Below are 20674 nucleotides of genomic sequence, written 5' to 3'. Positions count from 1 at the left end.
GGAGGGCAGCGGGGTCCTGCGTCACGCCGTCGTGAACACCAGGGCCATGTTGTGGCCGCCGAAGCCGAACGAGTCGTTCAGTGCGGCGGAGAAGGTCGCCTTCCGCGGTTCGCGGCGGACGATGTCGAGGGCCTGGACGGCGGCGTTGTCGTCGGGGTCGTCGAGGTTGGCGGTCGCCGGCACGATCTGTTCGCGCAGCGCCAGGATCGAGAACACCGACTCCAGCGCACCGGCCGCGCCGAGCAGGTGCCCGGTCTGGCTCTTGGTGGCGGTGACCAGCGTGTGGTCACCGATGGCGTCGTGGATCGCCGAGGCCTCGGCGGTGTCGCCGATCGGGGTGGAGGTGGCGTGGGCGTTGACATGGCCGATGTCGGCCGGGGTCAGCCCGGCGTCCCGGATGGCGGCGGCGATCGCCCGCCCGGCGCCCTCACCCTCGGGGTGCGGGGCGACGAGGTCGTAGCCGTCGGCGGTGCCTCCGGCACCGGCCAGCCGGGCGTGGATCCTGGCGCCGCGCGCCTTGGCTGCGTCGGCGCGCTCCAGGACGAGGGCGGCAGCGCCCTCGCCGAGCACGAACCCGTCGCGGCCCTTGTCGAACGGGCGGGAGGCGCGCTCGGGCTCGTCGTTGCGGGTGCTCATCGCGCGCATGGCCGAGAAGCCGGCCATCGGCAGCGGGTGCACACAGGCCTCGGTGCCGCCGACGACGACCATGTCGGCGCGGCCCAGGCGGAGCAGGTCCAGCCCCCAGCGGATGGCCTCGGCGCCGGATGCGCAGGCGCTGACCGGGGCGTGCACGCCGGCCTTGGCGCCCACCGCGAGCCCGACCGCAGCGGCGGGGCCGTTGGGCATCAGCATCGGAATGGTGAAGGGGGAGACCCGCTTGGGGCCCTTGGCCTCCAGGATGTCGTCCTGGTCGAGCAGGGTGACCGCGCCGCCGATGCCGGTGCCGAAGACGACGGCGATCCGTTCGGGGGCGACGCCGGAGTCGGCGCCGGCAGCGTCACGCCAGGCCTCCTCGGCGGCGATCACGGCGACCTGCTGGCTGCGGTCCAGCCGTCGGATCCGCACCCGGTCCAGCACGTCGGCCGGTTCGGTGGACAGCCGGGCGACGAGCTGGGCCGAGAAGTCCTTGGCCCAGTCGTCGGTGATCCGGCTGACCCCGGACCGGCCGGCCAGCAGCGCCTCCCAGGTGGAGGCCACGTCGCCACCGAGGGGCGTGGTGGCGCCGAGCCCGGTGACGACGACGTCAGCGGTGGGGGTGCTCATGGACGTTCCTCCTGGGAGTAGCTGGGTCTGGCCGGACGGCCGGGGGGTGGAGCTGGTCGGCCACCCTTCAGGGGCCCGCGCCGAGCTGGCGGCGTGGCCGGAAGGGTGGTCCTCCCTCAGCCCTGGTTCTTCTCGATGAACGACATCGCGTCGCCGACGGTCTTGATGTTGGCGAGCTCGTCGTCCGGGATCGCCACGCCGAACTTGTCCTCGACGGCGGTGGCGATCTCGACCATCGACAGCGAGTCGACGTCGAGGTCGTCGGTGAAGGACTTCTCGGGGGTGGCGTCGGCGGGGGCGACCCCGGCCACCTCCTCCAGGATCTCGGCGAGACCGGCCTGGATGTCTGCGGTGCTGGGCACGCGGGGTCCTCTCTGTGGCATGGGTGGCGGGGGCCCGGGAGGGTCTCCGCCTCGTCCGGGACGGGTGTCCCGGGGGTCTGTGGCCGGTCGGTCGCGCGCCTCAGGGGAGGCGCAGCACCTGACCGGCGAAGGTGAGCCCGGCGCCGTAGCCGAGCACCAGGGCCAGGTCACCGGACTTGGCCTCACCGGACTCCATCAGCGCGGTGAGCGCCAGCGGGACGGAGGCGGCCGAGGTGTTGCCCGACTGGACGACGTCCCGGGCGATCACGGTGTCCTCGCCGAAGCCGAGCTTCTTGGCCATCGACTCGATGATCCGCAGGTTGGCCTGGTGTGGGGCGAAGACGTCGATGTCGGCGGCGGTGACGCCGGCCTTCTCCATCGCCTCGATGAGCGTCTGGGTCAGCTTCGTGGTGGCCCAGCGGTAGACGGCCTGACCGGCCATCGTCATGGTCGAGCGGCCGGCCGCGATCTCAATGGCGGTGTACTGGTCGCCGTCGCTGCCCCAGGCGACCGGGCCGATGCCCGGCTCGTCGGTGGGCCCCAGGACGGCGGCCCCGGCGCCGTCGGCGAAGATCACCGCGGTGCTGCGGTCGGTCTGGTCGGTGACGTCGGAGAGCCGCTCGACCCCGACCACCAGCACGTTGGTGGCCTCGCCGGTGCGGATGGCGTCGTTGGCCACGCTGAGCGCGTAGCAGAAGCCGGCGCAGCCGGCGTTGAGGTCGAAGGCGCCGGGGCGCGGGATGCCCAGCCGGTGCGCGACCTGCGGGCCGATGCCCGGGATCGGCGCGGTCAGGCTGGCGCTGGCCACGATGACCAGGTCGATCTGGTCCGGCGCCAGCCCGCTCGCCGCCAGCGCCTTGCCGCCGGCGGCGATGGACATGTCGACCAGCGTCTCGTCCTCCGACGCCCAGCGGCGCTCGGCGATGCCGACCCGGGACTGGATCCACTCGTCGTTGGTGTCCATCACCTGGGCGAGCTCGTCGTTGGTCACCCGGCGGCGGGGGCGGTAGGAGCCCAGGCCGAGGATGCTCGCGCCGGGGGCTCCTTCCCGCAGCTTGATGGTGGTCACGCGGACACCTCCGGGTAGAGACGGGCGATCGGGTCACCGGCGTCGACGAGGTCGCCGTCGTGCACGAGCCACTCGGCGAGGACGCCGTCGTAGCCGGTGGAGACGTTGACCTCCTCGCGCCGGCTCTGCACGGAGCCCAGCGGGCTGCCGGCAGGGAGGCGGGTGCCCTCGGGGACCTCCGCCGGGCGCACGGTGCCCCGGACGGGGGAGACCACGACGCGCCAGTCGGGGGAGTGCTCGGCTTCGGCCCGGCCGCGCTCGGCGGCGATCAGCTCGCGGGCGCGGTCCAGGTCGGCGGGGCTGGTCAGCGCCAGCACCTCGATGTCCGAGCCCTTCCACTCGCGCTTGGCCAGGCCGGCCAGTGCGCCGGCGGGCGGCAGTTCCAGGACGGCGGTGACCCCGAGGTCGCGCAGGGTGGCCAGGCAGGCGTCGAAGCGGACCGGGCTGGTCACCTGGCTGACCAGCCGGGAGAGCACCTCGGCGCCGTTGTCGACCGCGGCGCCGTCGGCGTTGGAGAGCAGCAGCCGGCTCGGGTCGGCCGGGCGGAGCCCACCGATCAGCGCCTCGAGCTCCCCGCGGGCGGAGGCCATGTGGTGGGTGTGGAACGCCCCGGCCACCGACAGCGGCATGATCCGCGCCTTGGCCGGCGGGTCCGCCTTCAGGGCGGCCAGGCCGTCGAGCGGACCGGCGGCGACGATCTGCCCACCACCGTTGCGGTTGGCCGGCACCAGACCGTGCTGCTCGAGGGCGGCGAGCACCTCGTCGGGGTCACCACCGAGGACGGCGGACATCCCGGTCGGGGTCTGCGCGCAGGAGCGGGCCATGGCCCGGCCGCGGACGGCGGTCAGCGCGATCGCCGCCTCGACGGAGAGGACACCGGCCAGTGCAGCGGCGGTCAGCTCGCCGACGCTGTGCCCGGTGATCACGACGTCCCGCCCGGCGTGCGGGGAGTGCACCACCGGACCGGGCATCCCACCGAGCTCGCGGGCGATGAACAGGCTCATCGCGACGACCAGCGGCTGGGTGACCGCGGTGTCCTTGATGGCCTCGGCGTCACCGGTGGTGCCGAGCTCCAGGAGGTCGGCGTCGGCGATCGCACCGGCCCAGCGGAAGAAGGACTCGGCGCCGGGGAGCTCGAGCCAGTCGGTGAGCATCCCGGGCTTCTGTGCACCCTGTCCGGGGGCGAGAACGGCCAACACGCGTCCACCGTGCCAGCCCGGGGGCCTCCACGGGCTGGCATCGCCCACGAAGATCCACGGCCTCTTCTTGGAGGATCCCTCCAAATGAGGGCCCGGCAACCCGACTGCGAGGCCGCGTGTCGGGCCGAGAGACCACAACAGGTGGCCCCTCAGTGCCAGAGGGAGCGGCCACCCTCGAGCTGCGCGAGGGCCAGTGCCAACTGCAGAGTCCAGGCTCCCCGCGGGTCGGTGGCCGAGTAGCCGGTGAGCTCGGCGGCCCGCTTGAGCCGGTACCGCACGGTGTTGGTGTGCACGAACAGCGCCCGGGCGGTGGCCTCGAGGTTGCCCCCGTTGCCCAGCACGGTGCGCACGGTCTCCAGCACCTCGGCGCCGGCCGCCTGCAGGGGCGCCACCACCCGGTCGGCCAGTGCGGAACGGGCCAGGGGATCGCCGTCCAGCGCCCGCTCGGGCAGCAGGTCCTCGGCCTCGACCGGCCGGGGCGCGCCGGGCCACGCCGCAGCGGCGCGCAGCCCGGCCAGGGCCACGGTCGCGGACTCCCCGGCGTGGGCCAGCGAGTCGACCCGCGGGCCGAGCACCACCGGGCCGGGGCCGAACTCTCGGCACACCCGGGAGGTGATCTGGGCCAGGTCGGCGGCACCGCCGAGGACGACGACCAGCTCGTCGGCGTGCACCCCGACGAGCACCTCGCAGCCCAGCGACCGGGCCGCCCGGCGGACGGCGGCGCGGGCGTCGTCCTCACCCGGCGGTGCCGAACCGACCAGGACGACGACCGGCTCGGTCTCCGTCCAGCCGAGGGCCGCGGCCCGGCCGGGCAGCTCGTCGGAGCGGTCACCGCGGACCAGGGCGTCGACGACCAGCGCCTCCAGCCGGGCGTCCCACGCGCCGCGGTTCTCGGCGAAGCTCGCGTAGACGTGGGCCGCGGCGAAGGCGATCTCCCGGCTGAACTGCAGCACGGTCAGCCGCAGCCGGTCGGCGTCGCCGGGCTCGGCGACCTGCTCGACCCGGTCCTCGACCACCTCGACGGTCACCTTGATCAGGTCGACCGAGCGCTTGAGCGGCACGGCCTGCATCAGCTCGCGGGGGGCGGCGCCGAAGACCTCTCCGGTCAGCCGCGGCGGCCGGCCGGGGTTGCGGCACCACTCGACCAGCGAGGCGATGCCGGCCTGCGCGACCAGGGTGACCCAGGACCGCTGGCTGGCAGGCATCGCCCGGAACCAGGACAGCTCCTCGTCCATCCGGGCCACCGCCTGGGTGGCCAGGGCTCCCGAGGAGCGCTCGAGCCGGCGCAACGTCGCCTCCGAGGGCTGTGTGCGCACCGGACCTGCTCCCATCCCACCAGCCTGTCACGGCGCACCCCGCGTCAGGGATCGTGGAGCGGTGCACACCGCTCCTCCGGGTCACCCCGTCCCCGCCGCCCGTCCGGGGGCCCGCCGATGAGCGGGCTGGACTCCCGGGTACTGCTGGCCCCCCAGGACGGGTCGCTGGGCCCGCTGCTGCGGATGGCCGACGACCGGCTCGGCGCGGCGACCGGTTACGGGCGGCACGCCCACACCGACGTCGACGTGGTGGCGGTCGTGCTGGCCGGCTCGCTGCGGCATGCCTGGGGGCGTGAGGCCGTGCTGGGGGCCGGTGACGTCGCCGTCCTGCGCGCCGGCCGTGGGCTGGAGCACGACGAGGTGGCCGGCGTCGGGGGAGCGCACGTCGTCCAGACGTACCTGCGGGCCGCCGACCCCGGGGCGCAGCCGGCGCACGACGTCCTGCTCCGGCCGACCGGGTGGGTGGACCTCGGCCGGCCCGACGCCCGGCTCTGGCTGGGGGAGGCCGGCGCCGAGGTGCCACCCGGGCTGCGGGTGCTCGCCCGGGACGGCGAGGTGACCGTGGAACCGGGGGCCGGGCCGGTCGAGGGCCCGGCCACCGTCCTGGTCTGGCAACTGGACGCCGCCCGGCCGGCCTGGGCCGACTGACCTGGTGCAGGTGCTGAGCCCTGCTACAGACTGGCCGCATGCCTGCCGACGCATCCCTCGCCCCTGACCTGCTCGCCGCCGCCCGCGCCGACGCCGACCGCACCGTGGACCTGCGCCGCCGGCTGCACCGCCAGCCCGAGGTCGGCCTGCAGCTCCCGGCGACCCAGGCGATGGTGCTGGCCGCGCTCGGGGACCTGCCGATCGAGCTGACCACCGGCACCAGCACGACCTCGGTGGTCGGGGTGCTGCGCGGCGGTCGCCCCGGCCCCACGTACCTGCTGCGCGGGGACATGGACGCGCTCCCGCTGACCGAGGCCACCGGTCTGCCGTTCGCCTCCGAGGTGCCCGGGGCGATGCACGCCTGCGGGCACGACACCCACGTGGCGATGCTGGCCGGCGCCGCGCGGCTGCTCGCCGAGCGCCGGGACAGCCTGGCCGGGCAGGTGGTGTTCATGTTCCAGCCGGGGGAGGAGGGCCACCACGGCGCCCGTTTCATGCTGGAGGAGGGGCTGCTCGACGTCGTCCCCGATGCCCCGGTCAGCGGCGCGTTCGCGCTGCACATCTCCACGGTGTTCCCGACCGGCACGATCAACGTGCGGGCCGGCGCCATGATGGCCTCGGCCGACCAGTTCCGGATCACCGTGCACGGGCGCGGCGGGCACGCATCCACCCCGCACCTGGCCGCCGACCCGGTGCCGGTCGCCGCCGAGATCGTGCTGGCGCTGCAGGCGATGGTCACCCGCCGGGTCGACGTCTTCGACCCGGCCGTGGTCACCGTCGGGCACCTGGAGGCGGGCACCAAGGACAACATCATCCCGCCGTTCGCGGTCATGGACGGCACGATCCGCACCCTCTCGCCGGAGCGGCGGGCCGACGTCCTGGCCTCGGTGCAGCGGGTCGCCGAGCACGTCGCCGCCGCCCACGACCTGCGGGCGGAGTTCATCCGGGTCGAGGGCTACCCGGTGACCGTCAACGACGGCGAGGTGGCCGCCCAGGTGACCGCGGCGGCCGCGCAGTTGCTGGGTGAGCAGGCCAGCACCGTCATGGCAGCGCCGCTGATGGGTGCCGAGGACTTCTCCTACGTGCTGGAGCAGGTGCCCGGCGCGATGGCCTTCCTGGGCGCCTGCCCGCCGGAGCTCGACCCGGCGACGGCCCCGGGCAACCACTCCGACCTGGTCGTCTTCGACGAGGACGCCCTGCCGGCCGGGGTGGCGATGTACGCCTTCATGGCGGCCCAGGCCCTCGCCGGCTGACGCCACGCGCGTCAGCGGTGATCAGGTGACCTGATCACCGACTGTCCCCCCGCACCAGCGTTGCTGCGGGGGGACCGTCTTCGGTCGGGTCACCTGATCGTTGCCGGCCGGTGGCCGCGGGGGTCAGGTGGCGGGGTGGTCGTCCGTGCGCTGTTCCTCCGGAGCGGCCTGCTCGTCGCGCTCCTGGTACTTCTCCAGCGCCTGACGGACGACGTCGCGGTCGATCTCCCCGCGCTGGGCCAGCGAGGCCAGGGTGCGGACGACGACCGCCTCGGCGTCGACGTGGAAGTGCCGCCGGAGCGCCGGTCGGGTGTCGGAGAGCCCGAACCCGTCGGTGCCCAGGCTGGCCAGCCCACCGGGGACGAACGGCGCGATCAGGTCCGGAACGGCCTTCATCCAGTCCGACACGGCCACGATCGGGCCCTCGGTGCCGCTGAGCCGCTGGGTGACGAAGGGGACCTTCGGCTCCTCGGCCGGGTGCACCAGGTTCCACTCGTCGGCCTCGAGCGCCTCGCGGCGCAGCTCGGTCCACGAGGTCACCGACCACACGTCGGCCGACACCCCCCAGTCGTCCGCCAGCAGCTCCTGGGCCCGCAGCGCCCACGGGACGGCCACCCCGGAGGCGAGCACCTGCGCCTTGGGCCCCTCGGTCTGCGGGCCCTCGGCGTAGCGGTACATGCCGGCCAGCAGACCGGACACGTCCAGGCCCTCGGGCTCGGCCGGCTGCCGGTAGGGCTCGTTGTAGATCGTCAGGTAGTACATGACGTTCGGGTCGCGGTGCCCACCGAGCGGAGCGCCCGGGTCGTTGCCGTACATCCGCGCCAGGGCGTCCTTGGTGATGTGCCCGACCTCGTAGGAGAACGCGGGGTCGTAGGTGACGACGGCGGGGTTGGTCGCGGCCAGCAGCAGCGAGTGCCCGTCCTCGTGCTGCAGGCCCTCACCGTTCAGCGTCGTCCGGCCGGCGGTGGCGCCCAGCAGGAACCCGCGGGTCATCTGGTCGGCGGCCGCCCAGATCGAGTCGGCGGTGCGCTGGAACCCGAACATCGAGTAGAAGATGTAGATCGGGATCATCGCCTCGCCGTGCGTGGCGTAGGAGGTGCCCGCGGCGGTGAACGACGCCGTGGAGCCGGCCTCGTTGATCCCCTCGTGCAGGATCTGTCCCTGCTTGGACTCCTTGTAGGCCAGCATCAGCTCGCGGTCGACCGACGTGTAGTTCTGCCCGTGCGGGTTGTAGATCTTCTGCGTCGGGAAGAGCGAGTCCATCCCGAAGGTGCGGGCCTCGTCGGGGATGATCGGCACGAAGCGCGGGCCGAGCTCCTTGTCCTTGATCAGCTCCTTGAGCAGCCGGACGAAGGCCATGGTGGTGGCCACCTCCTGCTTGCCCGAGCCGCGCCTGAGGACGTCGAAGGCCTTGTCCTCCGGCGTCTTCAGTGGCTTGTGCTCCGACCGGCGACGCGGGATCGAGCCACCCAGCTGACGGCGCCGCTCGAGCATGTACTGCATCTCGGGGGAGTCCGGGTCGGGCTTGTAATAGGGCGGCAGCGTCTTGTCCAGCTGCTCGTCGGGGATCGGGATCTCCAGCCGGTCGCGGAAGCCCACCAGGTCCTCGGCGGTCAGCTTCTTCATCTGGTGCGTGGAGTTCCGGCCCTCGAAGTGGCTGCCCAGGGTGTAGCCCTTGATGGTCTTGGCCAGGATGACCGTCGGCTGGCCCTTGTGGTCCATCGCGGCCTTGTAGGCGGCGTAGACCTTGCGGTAGTCGTGGCCGCCGCGGGCGAGCTGCCAGACCTCGTCGTCGGTCATGCCCTCGACCAGCTTGCGGGTGCGCGGGTCGCGGCCGAAGAAGTGCTCGCGGACGAAGGCGCCGTCCTCGGACTTGTAGGTCTGGTAGTCACCGTCGGGCGTGGAGTTCATCAGGTTGACCAACGCGCCGTCGCGGTCGGCGGCCAGCAGCTTGTCCCAGCCGTGGCCCCAGATCACCTTGATGACGTTCCAGCCGGCGCCGCGGAAGAAGGACTCCAGCTCCTGGATGACCTTGCCGTTGCCGCGGACCGGGCCGTCGAGGCGCTGCAGGTTGCAGTTGATGACGAAGGTGAGGTTGTCCAGCTCCTCACGGGCGGCCAGCCCGATCGGGCCGAGCGACTCCGGCTCGTCGGTCTCGCCGTCGCCGAGGAAGGCCCACACGTGCTGGTCGGCGGTGTCGGCGATGCCGCGGTTGTGCAGGTAGCGGTTGAACCGCGCCTGGTAGATCGCGTTCAGCGGGCCGAGCCCCATCGAGACGGTGGGGAACTCCCAGAAGTCCGGCATCAGCCGGGGGTGCGGGTAGGACGACAGCCCGCCGCCGGGGTGGCTGACCTCCTGGCGGAACCCGTCGAGCTGGTGCTCGTCGAGCCGCCCCTCGAGGTAGGCGCGGGCGTAGATGCCGGGGGAGGCGTGGCCCTGGAAGTAGAGCTGGTCGCCGCCGCTCGGGTGGTCCTTGCCCTTGAAGAAGTGGTTGAAGCCGACCTCGTAGAGCATGGCCGACGACGCGTAGGAGGAGATGTGGCCGCCGACGCCGATGCTCGGCCGCTGCGCGCGGTGCACCATGATCGCGGCGTTCCAGCGGATGGCGTGGCGGATCTTCCGCTCGGCCTCCAGGTCGCCGGGGAACCACGGCTCCTGCTCCGGCGGGATCGTGTTGATGTAATCGGTGCTGCGGAGCGCGGGGACGCCGACCTGCTGCTCACGGCTGCGCTCGAGCATGCGGAGCATGAGGTAGCGGGCGCGGTTCCGACCGGCGTGGTCGACGACCGCGTCGAGGGACTCCAGCCACTCCTGGGTCTCCTCCGGGTCGGTGTCCGGGAGTTGGCTGGCCCGCCCGTCGGTGATGACCGCACGGGGGCTGCCGAGGGTGCGGGCGGGGTCTCCGTCCGACTGCTGCGTTGCGCTCATGCCCCCATCGTCTCCTGCCGAGGCGGCGCGCGTCACGTCCGCCCCGTGTCGTGTCCTGCCAGGCGGGACGGCGGCGCAGCCGTGCCGCCCGGTCAGGGCCTTGCGCCTGCCCGTCCATGCCCTACGCTCCGCTGCAACGGTGGCCCGGACAGCGTGGGCCCGGACCCCGCCAGACGCGGGGGACGGGCACGCCAGGGGCCGCCTTCCACCCGGGCAGAGGGGGTCGGGTCGAGTCCACGAGAGGTCCCGACCAGGCAGTCTGGGCCAGGACAGGGCACCATCCCCCCAGGACCATCGCACCGGCGCACCACGCGACGAGGCGCGCAAGACCGCACAGCAGCACACGAGACCGTCCGGGCCAGACCGGGCAGCCGAGCACACGGAGGAACAGCAGGGATGAGCGTCGACTCGGGCAGCACCAGCATGGCTGCCCGGCTGGGGATCAAGCCGGGCATGGTCGTGCAGGAGCTCGGCTGGGACGAGGACGCCGACGAGGACCTGCGCGACTCCGTCGTCGAGCTCTCGGGCGGCGAGATGGTCGACGAGGACTCCGACGAGGTGGCCGACGTCGTCCTGCTGTGGTGGCGCGACGAGGACGGCGACCTGATCGACGCCCTCGTCGACTCGATCGCCTCGCTCGCCGAGGACGGCGTCGTCTGGCTGCTCGTGCCGAAGTCCGGGCGCCCCGGCCACGTCGAGCCCGGTGACGTCACCGAGGCCGCCCCCACCGCCGGGCTCGCACAGACCTCCAGCATCTCCGCGGCCAAGGACTGGTCGGGCATCCGGCTGGTCACCCCGAAGGCAGCCCGCTCCCGCCGCTGAGCTCGACCCGGCGCCGGCGCCGGAGGTGGGGCACGATCGCGGGATGACCCTCTCCGTCGGCGACGCCGCCCCCGAGTTCAGCCTGCCCGACCAGGACAAGCAGGTGGTCTCCCTGGCCGGGCTGCGGGGGGCGCCGGTGCTCGTGGTCTTCTACCCGTTCGCCTTCTCCGGCACTTGCACCGGCGAGCTGTGCCAGCTGCGCGATGACCTGGACACCTACACCGACGCCGGGGTGCAGGTGGTCGCCATCAGCACCGACCCCACCTTCAGCCTCAAGGCGTTCAAGGCCGAGCAGGGGCTCACCTTCCCGCTGCTGTCGGACTTCTGGCCGCACGGGGCGACCGCGGAGGCCTACGGGGTGTTCAACGAGCGGGCCGGGATGGCGCTGCGCGGCACGTTCCTGGTCGACGCCGGGGGCACGCTGGTCTTCACCGAGGTCAACCAGCCCGGTGACGCGCGGGCGCAGTCGGGTTGGAAGGACGCAGTCGGGCAGCTCGTCGCGGCCTGAGCCGCCGTCCCACCGCAGTCCCTCGGGCGGCCAGGGTCCGGGCGACCTCCCGCTACCCTGGCCGCACGGGCGCGTAGCTCAGCGGGAGAGCTCTCGCCTTACAAGCGAGCGGTCGCAGGTTCGATCCCTGCCGCGCCCACCCCCACACCCACGCCGCAACTGCGGGCCGGCGTCGGCGACGTCAGGGCACCGGCCGTGCCCCGGTCTCGGTTCCGGCCGAGGTGGTGGTGAGGACGACGGTCGCCCCACCGGCCTCGACCGCCTGCAGCGTCCGCAGCTGGAGCAGCGCCGGCTGCTCGGCGACCATCCGCGCCGCGTTGGCCAGTGCCCGGGTGGCCGCCACCGCGGAGCGGGCGCGCTCGAGGGCGGCCTGCCCCTGGGCCCGCGCCGCGGCGACCTCCGCGGCGGCCCGCCGCAGCTCGGCGGGCACCATCACATCGCGCAGGGCGACGTCCTCGACCGTGACCCCGACCGCCTCCGCCCGAGCCTCGACCGGCTCGTGCAGCGCCGCCGGCAGGGCCTCCCGGGCGGTCAGCAGCTCGTCGAGGGTCCGCCCGGCGACCGCCTCGCGCAGCGCCACCTGCAGCGCTGCGTAGACGAACGCGTCGGCGTCCTCGACCGCCTCGTGCCAGCGGCGGGGGTCCACCGTCCGGCAGGTCGCGAAGAGGCTCACCTTGACCGTCAGCCCGTCGGCGGTCAGCACCTCCTGACCGGGCACCACGAGCAGCCGCGGCCGCACGGTGACCCGGACGAACCGCTGCCGCCGCCGCGCCCGGCGGTGCCGTCCCGGTGCCAGGACCTCCGTGAAGCGACCGTCCCGGTAGGCCAGGACCCGCTCCCACTCCTCGACGATGATGCGCACGACCGGCGCCCTCTCCCTGTTCGCTCGACCGGCTGCCCGCCGGGGCGACCGTCCGGCGCGCGGTCGGGCACGGACGGGGGGCACCGAGGTGCCGCAGGCCGGTCGCGCCGGGATGACCGTGCGCCGGACGGCCTGAGGAGTCGAACCCCCGGACGTTCCGCAGACGTCTGCCCTGACATGGCATGCCCGGAGCCGACACGCAGGACCTGCGACGGCGATGCCGTCCGGCTGCTGACCCCGGGCGAGCGGGAACGGTAGCGGGAACCGGCGGTGTGAGCGAGCGACTTGCCGGGATCAGTCGTCGGTGCCGCGGACGCCGGACCGCCGGCCCGGGGTGGTCTCCCGGATCAGCCGGCGGGCGGCGTCCACCTCCCGGGCGACCGGGGCGAGGACGCCGTCGGCGTCGATCTCGGCGTCGTCGGGGGCGCGGTGTTCGCGCAGGTCCCGCTCCAGCTCCCGGATCGCCTTGCGCAGCACGCCGACCTGCGCCGGGTCGGGGGCCGGTTCGCCCGCGCGCAGCGCGATGACCGCCTCGGTGACGGCGTCCGACGTCCGTTCCAGCTGCACGATGACCGGCCACCAGGCCGCCGCCCGGCTGCTGATCGGCGGCGGCTCGGCCAGCCGGCGCTGCAGCTGGGTCTGCAGTTCGGTCAGCGCCCGGTAGCTGCCCCGGCGGGCTCGCCGGGTCGCCTCGGGCCCCTCGGTGAACGCGGCGGCGACGAAGCGGTCCAGCGCCAGGGTCGCGCTGCGCAGCGCGTCGTCCAGCGGGGCCCGCCAGGTCTGCGGCCACAGCAGGTAGCCGAACACCAGCACGATCGCGCAGCCGATCAGGGTGTCGACCAGCCGGGCACCGACCAGCCCGGCTCCACTGGGCGTGGCCAGGTCCAGGAGCAGGATGATCAGCGGGGTCTGGAAGACGGAGAACAGCCCGAAGTTGCCGCTGCGGGCCCACGGCAGTGCACCGGCGGACAGTGCCAGGGGGAGCAGCACCCAGGCGTCCCGCTCCAAGAAGGTCAGCAGCAGCGACCCGATCAGGACGCCGAGCAGGGTGCCCGCCCCGCGCTGGACCGCGCGGGTGAACACCGAGCCGTAGTCGGGCTTGAGCACGATGGCCACGGTCAGCAGCACCCAGTAGGGCCGCTCGATGGGCAGCAGTTGGCGGGCGATCTCGGCGACCGTCATGCACAGCGTGAGCCGGACGACGAACGCCCGGGAGTCGGCGTTGCCCACGGTGCGGTCGAACAGGTCGTGCAGCCGCACCCGCCACTCCAGCTCGGGGCGCACCACCGCCGCCGAGGCCCGCTCCTCCGGGTCGCCGACGACGTTCCACACCAGCCGCAGGCCGTGCCGGACCGCCCGGCGCGGCGCGGGTGCGTCCTCGACCGGCGGCGGCCGTTCGCCCAGCACCGGCCGGCGGCTGGTGACGGCGGTGGCCAGGGCGTGCGCGGCCCCGATGTCCCGGGAGTCGGCCGACACCCCGCCCCGGGCACTGGCCACCGCGCCTTCCACCAGCGGTGCGGCGGCGTTGAGCACCCCGGCCAGCTCGGCGAGCTCCCGGCTGCGGCCGGCCGAGCGGCTGCGCGCGTAGAGGACCCGGTCGTAGCCGGCGTTCAGCGCCAGGGTGAGCTCGCGGCGGGCCTCCTCGGTGCGGTCGGTGCCGATCGCCTCGAGCAGCTCGGCGACCCGGGTGAACACCACCCCCACGGCGGACCGGTCGGGGTCCAGCTGCTCGGTGCGCGCCTGCACCAGCACGGCGAGGGCCCCCCACGCCGCCCCGATCAGGAAGAAGCCGAGCTCCACGCCGGCCGACAGCGGGGTCTCCAGCCCGGAGGAGATCGCGGTGTAGATGAGCAGCTGCAGGGCGCCCAGGGAGAAGGCGCCGCTGATCGAGCTCAGCAGGGCGGCGACCGCCGAGACGACGACCATGAGCAGCACCGGCTGCCAGCCGCCGCCGGTCAGGCCCTGCCCGACGAGCAGGCCGACGCCCCCCAGCAGCGACGCCGCGGCGACCCGGCGCAGCCGGACCCGGAGCGGGCCCGACTGCGGCGCCAACGTCGCGGCCAGCGCGCCCATGGTGGCGAAGACCCCGGCCCCCACCGCCGGTCCCTGCACGCCCCCGATCGCCAGGGCGAGGGCCAGCGGGCCGGGGATGACCAGGGCGAAACGGGTGACGTCCCGCCACGGCACGCTCGCCGGGCTGGTGCGCACCAGCTCCTCGAGCCAGGCCGGCGCCCGCAACCCCCGCTCCGCCACAGGATCAGCCTCCCACCCGGGCGCGGCGGGCAGGGCCAGGACGTCGCACACTGGACGCCGTGCCGTGCCCGGGAGCCCACCGCTGCACCGGCCCGGCCCGGCAGTGACGGCCACCGTCGAGGAGACCGCCGCACCGTCCGCCGACCGGACCGACCCGGTGCCCGAGGGCGGCTGGCTCCGCCGGCTCGTCGGCTACTGCCTGCGCCACCGGGCCGACCTGATCGGCGCGTTCGGCGCGGCCCTGATCGGCTCGGTGATCGCCGCCGGGGTGCCGCTGCTGACCCGCGAGGTGGTCGACCGGGTCGTGGCCGGCGCGGAGTCCGGGCGCCCCGTCGGCGTCACGCCGTTCCTCGTCGCGCTCGTGCTGGCCGGGGTGCTCCGGTTCGCGGCCGGCTTCGTCCGCCGCTACCTGGCCGGGCGGCTGTCGCTGGACGTGCAACTGGACCTGCGCGACGACGTCGCCGCGGCGCTGTCCCGGCTGGACGGCCCGGCCCAGGACCGGCTGCAGACCGGCCAGACGGTCAGCCGCTCGATCAGCGACATCACCCTCGTGCAGGGGCTCCTGGCGTTCCTGCCCAACCTCACCGGCAGCGCGCTGCTGTTCGTCGTCTCCCTCGGCGTCATGGCGTGGCTCTCCCCGCTGCTCACCCTGGTCGCGCTCGCCGTCGGCCCGGCGCTGTGGTGGCTGGCGCTGCGCTCCCGCCGGGACCTGTTCCCGGCCAACTGGGCCGCCCAGCAGCAGGCCGGGGTGGTGGCCGGGGACGTCGAGGCCGCGGTCACCGGGGTGCGGGTGGTGAAGGGGTTCGGGCAGGAGGACCGCGAGCTCGACCGGCTCGACGGCGGTGCCCGCCGGCTGTTCGGCGCCCGGATGCGGGTGGTCCGGTTCACCGCCCGCTACAACCCGCTGCTGCAGGCGGTCCCGGCGCTGGGCCAGGTGGGGGTGCTGGCGTTCGGTGGGTGGCTGGCGCTGCGCGGCTCCATCACGCTGGGGACCTTCCTGGCCTTCGCCACCTACCTGGCCGTGCTCGTCTCCCCGGTGCGCCAGCTCGCCGCCGTCCTCACCCTCGGGCAGCAGGCCCGGGCCGGGGTGGAGCGGGTGCTGGAGATCATCGACGCCCGGCCGACGCTGGTGTCCGGCACCGACCCGCTGCCCGCAGGCCCGCTGCCGGTCGAGCTCGCCGGGGTGACCTTCGGGTACGAGCCGGGCCGCCCGGTGCTCTCCGGGGTGTCGCTGCGGGTCGAGCCGGGGGAGACGCTGGCGCTGGTGGGCACCTCGGGGTCGGGCAAGTCCAGCGTGGTGAGCCTGCTGCCCCGCTTCTACGACGTCTCCGTCGGGGCGGTGCGGATCGGCGGCCGGGACGTCCGCGACCTGGACCTCGGTGCGCTGCGCGGCGCGCTCGGCGTCGTCTTCGAGGACAGCTTCCTGTTCTCCGACTCGGTGCGCGCCAACATCGCCTTCGGCCGCCCGGACGCGAGCGACGCCGACGTCCGTGCCGCCGCCCGCGCCGCCCAGGCCGACGGGTTCATCAGCGAGCTGCCCGACGGCTACGACACCGTCGTCGGTGAGCAGGGGCTGACCCTCTCCGGCGGGCAGCGGCAACGGGTCGCGCTGGCCCGCGCCCTGCTCACCGACCCGCGGGTGCTGGTGCTCGACGACGCCACCTCCGCGGTCGACGCCGCGGTCGAGGCCCGGATCCACGCCGCCCTGCGCACCGCCGCCCGGGGCCGGACGACGCTGCTGGTCGCGCACCGCCGCTCCACCCTGGCGCTGGCCGACCGGGTGGCCGTGCTGGACGCCGGGCGGGTGGTCGACGTCGGCACCGCGGCGGAGCTGGAGGCGCGCTCACCGCTGTACCGGCTGCTGCTGTCCGGCACCGGCGGCGAGCCGGCCGCGGACGACGCCCCGCCGGCCGGCAGGACCACCCCGGCCGCCTGGCCGCAGCCCGAGCCGGTCGCCGAGGACGACGGCCCGGCGCGGCCCGCGGCCCCCTCCATCGGCGGGCGGGGCTCGGCGATGGCGGCGGCGGCGCCCACGCCGGTGCTGCGCCGACTGGTCGCCCGGCTGCCCCCGACCGTCGACGACCCCGAGGTGCCGGCCGCCCGCGCCCGCGCCGGCGACCGGGAGTTCTCGCTGTGGCGGCTGATCCGCCCGTTCCGGTGGCCGCTGGCCGGCGCGCTGGTCCTGGTGGCGCTGGACACCGCGGCGCAGCTGGCGATCCCGGCGCTGGTGCGCAAGGGCGTCGACGACGGGATCACCGCCGGGTCGACGTCCCTGCTGTTCGGCGTCGCCGGCATCGCCCTGCTCGTCGTCGGCGCCGGTCTGCTCGTGGGACGGGGCGCGGCCTGGCTCACCGGGCGCACCGGCGAGCGGCTGCTCTACACGCTGCGGGTGAAGACCTTCGCCCAGCTCCAGCGGCTCGGGCTGGACTACTACGAGCGCGAGCTCGGCGGCCGGATCATGACCCGGATGACCACCGACGTCGACGCACTGTCGGCGTTCCTGCAGACCGGGCTGACCACGGCGGTGATCAGCGTGCTGACCCTGGTCGGGGTGCTGGTCGTGGTGTTCCTCTACGACGTGGTGCTGGCACTGGTGCTCGTCGCGTCGCTGCCGGTGCTGGCGGTCACCACCGTGTGGTTCCGGTCCCGGTCGGTGCCGGCCTACACCGAGGCCCGGGAGCGGGTCAGCGCGGTCAACGCCCGGTTGCAGGAGGACGTCGCCGGCATCCGGGTGACCCAGGCCTTCGACCGGGCCGAGCACTCGACCGCCACTTTCCGCGGGTACGCGCAGGCCTACCGCGACGTGCGGCTGCGGGCCCAGCGGTACATCGCCACCTACTTCCCGTTCGTCGAGTTCCTCTCCGAGGTGGCCGCCGCCGCGGTGCTGGCGGTGGGCGCCGCACGGCTGGCTGCCGGCGACATCACCGCCGGCGTCCTGCTGGCCTTCGTGCTGTACGTGAACACGTTCTTCTCCCCGGTGCAGCAGCTGTCCCAGGTGTTCGACAGCTACCAGCAGGCCGCGGTGGGGCTTCGCCGGCTGCGCGACCTGCTGCGGACGCCGACCTCCACCCCGGCCGCGGCCGACCCGGCGCCGGTGGGCCGGCTGCGGGGGGAGGTGCGGCTGGTCGACGTCACGTTCAGCTACCGCGGCGCCCCGCCCCCGGCGCTGCGCGACGTCTCGCTGACCGTGGCGCCGGGGGAGACCCTGGCGCTGGTGGGCGAGACGGGGGCGGGCAAGTCGACGGTGGTGAAGCTGGTCGCCCGCTTCTACGACCCGACGTCCGGGGCGGTCTGCGTCGACGGCGCCGACCTGCGCTCGCTGGACCTGCTGCAGTACCGGGCCCGACTCGGCGTCGTCCCGCAGGAGGCGTTCCTGTTCGCCGGCACGGTGCGCGACGCGGTCGCCTACGGCCGGCCGGACGCCTCGGACGCGGAGGTGGAGGCCGCGGCTCGCGCGGTGGGCGCGCACGAGATGGTCGCCGGGCTGCCGCAGGGCTACCGGACGCGGGTGGGGGAGCGCGGGCGGTCGCTGTCGGCCGGGCAGCGGCAGCTGCTGGCGCTGGCCCGGGCCCAGCTGGTCGACCCCGACGTCCTGCTGCTGGACGAGGCGACGGCGTCACTGGACCTGGCCACCGAGGCGGCGGTCACCCGGGCGGCCGACGTCGTCGCCCGGCGGCGGACCACGCTGGTCGTGGCGCACCGGCTCACCACCGCGGCCCGCGCCGACCGGGTGGCGGTGCTCGACGGCGGGCGGGTCGTCGAGGTGGGCCCGCACGCCGAGCTGCTGGCCGCCGGCGGCGCCTACGCCGCACTGTGGGCCGCCTACACCGCCGACGAGGACGCCGACCCGCTGATGGACTGAGCAGCACGGCCCGGGGCAGAGCGGTCCGTCCTCAGTCCAGCCGCCACGACATGAGCGCCGCGCCCATCGGGGAGAAGTAGAACGCCAGTGCGGCGAGGCAGCTCAGGGCCACCAGCGCCAGACCGGCCGTCACCACCGGGGCGCTCCGCCGACGGCGCGGGGCCAGGCCGGTCAGTGCGGCGGTGAGCACGGCCAGCAGGCCGAGCGGCGTCAGACTGATGGCGAGCAGGCCGGCGAGCTGGGTGAGGCCGGCGAGTGGGCCCTGCGGCCAGAGGTCCTTGGGGTCGTACGCGCCACTGGACACCTCGGCCAGCGGCAGGACGTCGAGGTCGTTGACGTAGTAGGGCACCAGGATGCCGGCCAGGTAGGGCGCCACCGCGAGCAGGGTCGACCCGGCGAGCAGGGCGACCCGGCGACGACCCACCGGTCGGGGCGGGGCGCTGACCGTCCCCTGTGCCACGGCGCTCATGCCGGGAAGGCTGACAGGTCCGGCCCATCTGGACCAGCAGGCCGTCGATCGTTCACGTGGTCGATGTCCACCGGCCTGCTGAGGACGAGCTGGGACTCAGTCCAGCTGCCAGCTGGTCAGCGCGCTGCCCAACGGCGAGAGGAACCAGTACAGGGTGGCCACGCTGCCGACGGCGACCAGCGCGAGCGCCGCCGCGACCCAGGGGGTGAGGGTGCGCCGGTCGGCGGGCAGCAGGGCGAGCAGCTGCAGCGCTGCGCCGCCGAGTGACAGCAGGGCCCCCAGCAGAACCAGCACCAGTGCGGCGACCCCGGCGAGGTCCAGCGCTCCGCTGTGCGGCCACCCCGGGGCGAGCGCCCCGGCGGCGAGCTCGGGGAGCGGCAGCTCGTCCAGGTCGCTGGTCGCGAAGGGCACGAGCACGGTCAGGGTGTAGGCCAGCACGGGCAGCAGCAGGGCGGCGGCCAGGACGACCACCGATCGCCGAGAGACCTGCTCGGCGGGCGCCTGCCCTGACGTCGCCGTGATGACCGCCCCGGTTTCCATGTCCGGCAGGCTGACAGACCCCCGCGTCCACGACCAGAACGTGCAGGCGTCCGCCGAGTGAGCAGTTGGTGCTGCCCGCGCCGGCGAGTCCGCGTGTGTCGTCGACCAGTTCTGCGCACTCGGGGTCCGACGAGCAGGGCCGCCGCGGTCGACACGTCGATCGGTCGACGTGTCAGGGTGCCGACATGTCGACAGGTGGACCGCCGGTGCGGGTGGCCGACGAGGAGGACCTGCAGCAGCTCCCGGCCGTGGAGGCCGCCGCTGACGAGCTGTTCGTCCCGCTGGGCATCACCGACCTCCCGCTGCCCGCGACCGCCGGGGAGCGCGCCCGGGCCTGGCGGGTGCTGGTCGCCGGCCGCCCGGTCGCCGGGTTCGCCGTCCTGGAGCTGGTGGACGGCGCCGTCCACCTCGAGCAGCTGTCGGTGCACCCGGCGCACGGCCGGCGGGGGATCGGCACCGCGCTGCTGGCGGCGTCCCTGGACGCGGCCCGGCAGTCCGGCGCCGACCGGGTCACGCTGCTCACCTACGCCGACGTCCCGTGGAACGCCCCGTTCTACGCCCGGCACGGCTGGTCGGTGACCACCGAGCTGACCCCCGGGCTGCAGGCGTTGCGCCGCCGGGAGACCGAGCTCGGACTGGACCGGCACGGGCCGCGGGTAGCGATGGTGCGAGTGGTCACCTGACGGCGCAGCGGTGCCCACGCCACGGAGGGTGCTGTCCTACAGTCCCTCCCCGTGGCAACCGCGGTGCGAGGTGGGCGATGAGCGGCCCGGCAGCCGAGCAGAGCGGCTCCGGCCGGTCCCTCGGTGCGGTGATCGCCGCGCTGGAGGCCCGCTATGACCCGTCGCTCGCCGAGCCGTGGGACGCCGTCGGGCTGGTCTGCGGTGACCCGGCGGAGGGGGTCCGTTCGGTGCTCTTCGCCGTCGACCCGACCTCCGCCGTGGTCGACGAGGCGATCGCCGCCGGCGCCGACCTGCTGGTCACCCACCACCCGCTGCTGCTCACCCCGGTGCACGGCGTGCCGGCCGACGACCCCAAGGGCCGCGTGGTGCACCGACTGGTGCGCGCCGGCATCGGGCTGTTCGTCGCGCACACCAACGCCGACCGGGCCGCCGGCCACGGCGTCAGCGACGCGCTGGCCGCGGCCGTGGGGCTGGTCGATGCGGTGCCGCTGGAGCCGGCGGCCGCCCCCGGGGCGGCCTCGACGGCGGCGAGCTCGGGAAGGGTGCGCTTGCGGTGGGCGAGTTGCGCGAGGGCGACGTCCTCCGCAGCGAGGGCCAGCAGCTTCTGCTGGTCGAAGTGGTCAGCCTGCACGGGGCC

Annotated in this window: 17 protein-coding genes and 1 tRNA gene; 8 read left to right on the top strand and 10 right to left on the bottom strand. The window is 74.7% G+C overall.

Features of this window, described 5'->3' with window-relative positions:
- Nucleotides 1-21: 21 nt before the first annotated feature.
- The 5 genes from G5C62_RS03790 to G5C62_RS03770 form a co-directional block, all read right to left on the bottom strand.
- The gene (locus G5C62_RS03790; RefSeq protein ID WP_164699997.1) at nt 22-1263 is read right to left on the bottom strand and encodes a beta-ketoacyl synthase; all 1242 of its coding nucleotides are present in this window, start codon (nt 1261-1263) and stop codon (nt 22-24) included.
- A gap of 116 nt (nt 1264-1379) precedes the next feature.
- Nucleotides 1380-1646 carry an acyl carrier protein gene (locus tag G5C62_RS03785; protein ID WP_164699996.1) on the bottom strand — a complete coding sequence of 89 codons (267 nt, stop codon included), beginning with the start codon at nt 1644-1646 and terminating at the stop codon, nt 1380-1382.
- A 79-nt stretch (nt 1647-1725) separates the two neighbouring features.
- Nucleotides 1726-2694 carry a beta-ketoacyl-ACP synthase III gene (locus G5C62_RS03780; RefSeq protein ID WP_164699995.1) on the bottom strand — a complete coding sequence of 323 codons (969 nt, stop codon included), beginning with the start codon at nt 2692-2694 and terminating at the stop codon, nt 1726-1728.
- Nucleotides 2691-3893, bottom strand: a complete 1203-nt coding sequence (locus G5C62_RS03775; protein ID WP_164699994.1) for an acyltransferase domain-containing protein — start codon at nt 3891-3893, stop codon at nt 2691-2693. The genes G5C62_RS03780 and G5C62_RS03775 overlap by 4 nt, the downstream gene beginning before the upstream one ends.
- 149 nt (nt 3894-4042) lie before the next feature.
- Nucleotides 4043-5209: a CdaR family transcriptional regulator gene (locus tag G5C62_RS03770; protein ID WP_231558549.1), complete on the bottom strand. Its 1167-nt coding sequence runs from the start codon at nt 5207-5209 to the stop codon at nt 4043-4045.
- Between the two features lie 117 nt (nt 5210-5326).
- On the opposite strand from G5C62_RS03770, the gene G5C62_RS03765 reads away from it, so the two are divergent.
- Both G5C62_RS03765 and G5C62_RS03760 read left to right on the top strand, forming a co-directional pair.
- A complete protein-coding gene (locus tag G5C62_RS03765; RefSeq protein ID WP_164699993.1) occupies nt 5327-5857 on the top strand; it encodes a pirin family protein in 531 nt (176 codons plus the stop codon).
- Between the two features lie 38 nt (nt 5858-5895).
- Nucleotides 5896-7110, top strand: coding sequence for a M20 family metallopeptidase (locus tag G5C62_RS03760; protein ID WP_164699992.1), 1215 nt, complete (start codon nt 5896-5898; stop codon nt 7108-7110).
- A gap of 123 nt (nt 7111-7233) precedes the next feature.
- On the opposite strand, the gene aceE is transcribed toward G5C62_RS03760, so the two are convergent.
- Nucleotides 7234-10038: a pyruvate dehydrogenase (acetyl-transferring), homodimeric type gene (aceE, locus tag G5C62_RS03755; protein ID WP_164699991.1), complete on the bottom strand. Its 2805-nt coding sequence runs from the start codon at nt 10036-10038 to the stop codon at nt 7234-7236.
- A gap of 396 nt (nt 10039-10434) precedes the next feature.
- Between aceE and G5C62_RS03750 the strand changes: the two genes are divergently transcribed.
- The 3 genes from G5C62_RS03750 to G5C62_RS03740 all read left to right on the top strand — a co-directional run bounded on the left by G5C62_RS03750 (nt 10435) and on the right by G5C62_RS03740 (nt 11507).
- Nucleotides 10435-10860, top strand: coding sequence for a DUF3052 domain-containing protein (locus G5C62_RS03750; RefSeq protein WP_164699990.1), 426 nt, complete (start codon nt 10435-10437; stop codon nt 10858-10860).
- A gap of 43 nt (nt 10861-10903) precedes the next feature.
- Nucleotides 10904-11368: a peroxiredoxin gene (locus G5C62_RS03745; RefSeq protein ID WP_164699989.1), complete on the top strand. Its 465-nt coding sequence runs from the start codon at nt 10904-10906 to the stop codon at nt 11366-11368.
- A gap of 67 nt (nt 11369-11435) precedes the next feature.
- Nucleotides 11436-11507: transfer RNA gene (locus G5C62_RS03740), tRNA-Val, on the top strand.
- A 42-nt stretch (nt 11508-11549) separates the two neighbouring features.
- Here G5C62_RS03740 and G5C62_RS03735 read toward each other — a convergent pair.
- Nucleotides 11550-12230 carry an SPFH domain-containing protein gene (locus G5C62_RS03735; RefSeq protein WP_164699988.1) on the bottom strand — a complete coding sequence of 227 codons (681 nt, stop codon included), beginning with the start codon at nt 12228-12230 and terminating at the stop codon, nt 11550-11552.
- 294 nt (nt 12231-12524) lie between these two features.
- A complete protein-coding gene (locus tag G5C62_RS03730) occupies nt 12525-14483 on the bottom strand; it encodes an FUSC family protein (RefSeq protein ID WP_164699987.1) in 1959 nt (652 codons plus the stop codon).
- A 64-nt stretch (nt 14484-14547) separates the two neighbouring features.
- On the opposite strand from G5C62_RS03730, the gene G5C62_RS03725 reads away from it, so the two are divergent.
- On the top strand, nt 14548-18345 hold the full coding sequence (locus tag G5C62_RS03725; protein WP_241175682.1) for an ABC transporter ATP-binding protein: 3798 nt from the start codon (nt 14548-14550) through the stop codon (nt 18343-18345).
- A 31-nt stretch (nt 18346-18376) separates the two neighbouring features.
- Here the strand turns inward: G5C62_RS03725 and G5C62_RS03720 are convergent, their stop codons facing one another.
- Together G5C62_RS03720 and G5C62_RS03715 are read right to left on the bottom strand one after the other, a co-directional pair.
- The gene (locus G5C62_RS03720) at nt 18377-18814 is read right to left on the bottom strand and encodes a hypothetical protein (protein WP_164699986.1); all 438 of its coding nucleotides are present in this window, start codon (nt 18812-18814) and stop codon (nt 18377-18379) included.
- A gap of 96 nt (nt 18815-18910) precedes the next feature.
- Nucleotides 18911-19354: a hypothetical protein gene (locus G5C62_RS03715; protein ID WP_156119075.1), complete on the bottom strand. Its 444-nt coding sequence runs from the start codon at nt 19352-19354 to the stop codon at nt 18911-18913.
- A 185-nt stretch (nt 19355-19539) separates the two neighbouring features.
- Between G5C62_RS03715 and G5C62_RS03710 the strand changes: the two genes are divergently transcribed.
- Together G5C62_RS03710 and G5C62_RS03705 are read left to right on the top strand one after the other, a co-directional pair.
- Complete coding sequence (locus G5C62_RS03710; RefSeq protein WP_036334771.1) at nt 19540-20037, top strand: GNAT family N-acetyltransferase; 498 nt, start codon at nt 19540-19542, stop codon at nt 20035-20037.
- A gap of 77 nt (nt 20038-20114) precedes the next feature.
- A partial coding sequence (locus G5C62_RS03705; RefSeq protein ID WP_164699985.1) for a Nif3-like dinuclear metal center hexameric protein occupies nt 20115-20674 on the top strand: 560 nt, incomplete at its 3' end.

Source organism: Modestobacter sp. KNN46-3 (assembly GCF_011039295.1).
The sequence above is the reverse complement of the archived record's forward strand: the minus strand, read 5'-3'. Positions and strand labels throughout refer to the sequence as shown.

Bases quoted from the DNA above. Each gene is read 5' to 3' on its own strand.
- G5C62_RS03765 (WP_164699993.1), top strand. From the start codon at position 5,327: ATGAGCGGGCTGGACTCCCGGGTACTGCTGGCCCCCCAGGACGGGTCG.
- aceE (WP_164699991.1), bottom strand. From the start codon at position 10,038: ATGAGCGCAACGCAGCAGTCGGACGGAGACCCCGCCCGCACCCTCGGC.
- G5C62_RS03745 (WP_164699989.1), top strand. From the start codon at position 10,904: ATGACCCTCTCCGTCGGCGACGCCGCCCCCGAGTTCAGCCTGCCCGAC.
- G5C62_RS03790 (WP_164699997.1), bottom strand. From the start codon at position 1,263: ATGAGCACCCCCACCGCTGACGTCGTCGTCACCGGGCTCGGCGCCACC.
- G5C62_RS03750 (WP_164699990.1), top strand. From the start codon at position 10,435: ATGAGCGTCGACTCGGGCAGCACCAGCATGGCTGCCCGGCTGGGGATC.
- G5C62_RS03710 (WP_036334771.1), top strand. From the start codon at position 19,540: ATGTCGACAGGTGGACCGCCGGTGCGGGTGGCCGACGAGGAGGACCTG.
- G5C62_RS03715 (WP_156119075.1), bottom strand. From the start codon at position 19,354: ATGGAAACCGGGGCGGTCATCACGGCGACGTCAGGGCAGGCGCCCGCC.
- G5C62_RS03720 (WP_164699986.1), bottom strand. From the start codon at position 18,814: ATGAGCGCCGTGGCACAGGGGACGGTCAGCGCCCCGCCCCGACCGGTG.
- G5C62_RS03760 (WP_164699992.1), top strand. From the start codon at position 5,896: ATGCCTGCCGACGCATCCCTCGCCCCTGACCTGCTCGCCGCCGCCCGC.
- G5C62_RS03785 (WP_164699996.1), bottom strand. From the start codon at position 1,646: ATGCCACAGAGAGGACCCCGCGTGCCCAGCACCGCAGACATCCAGGCC.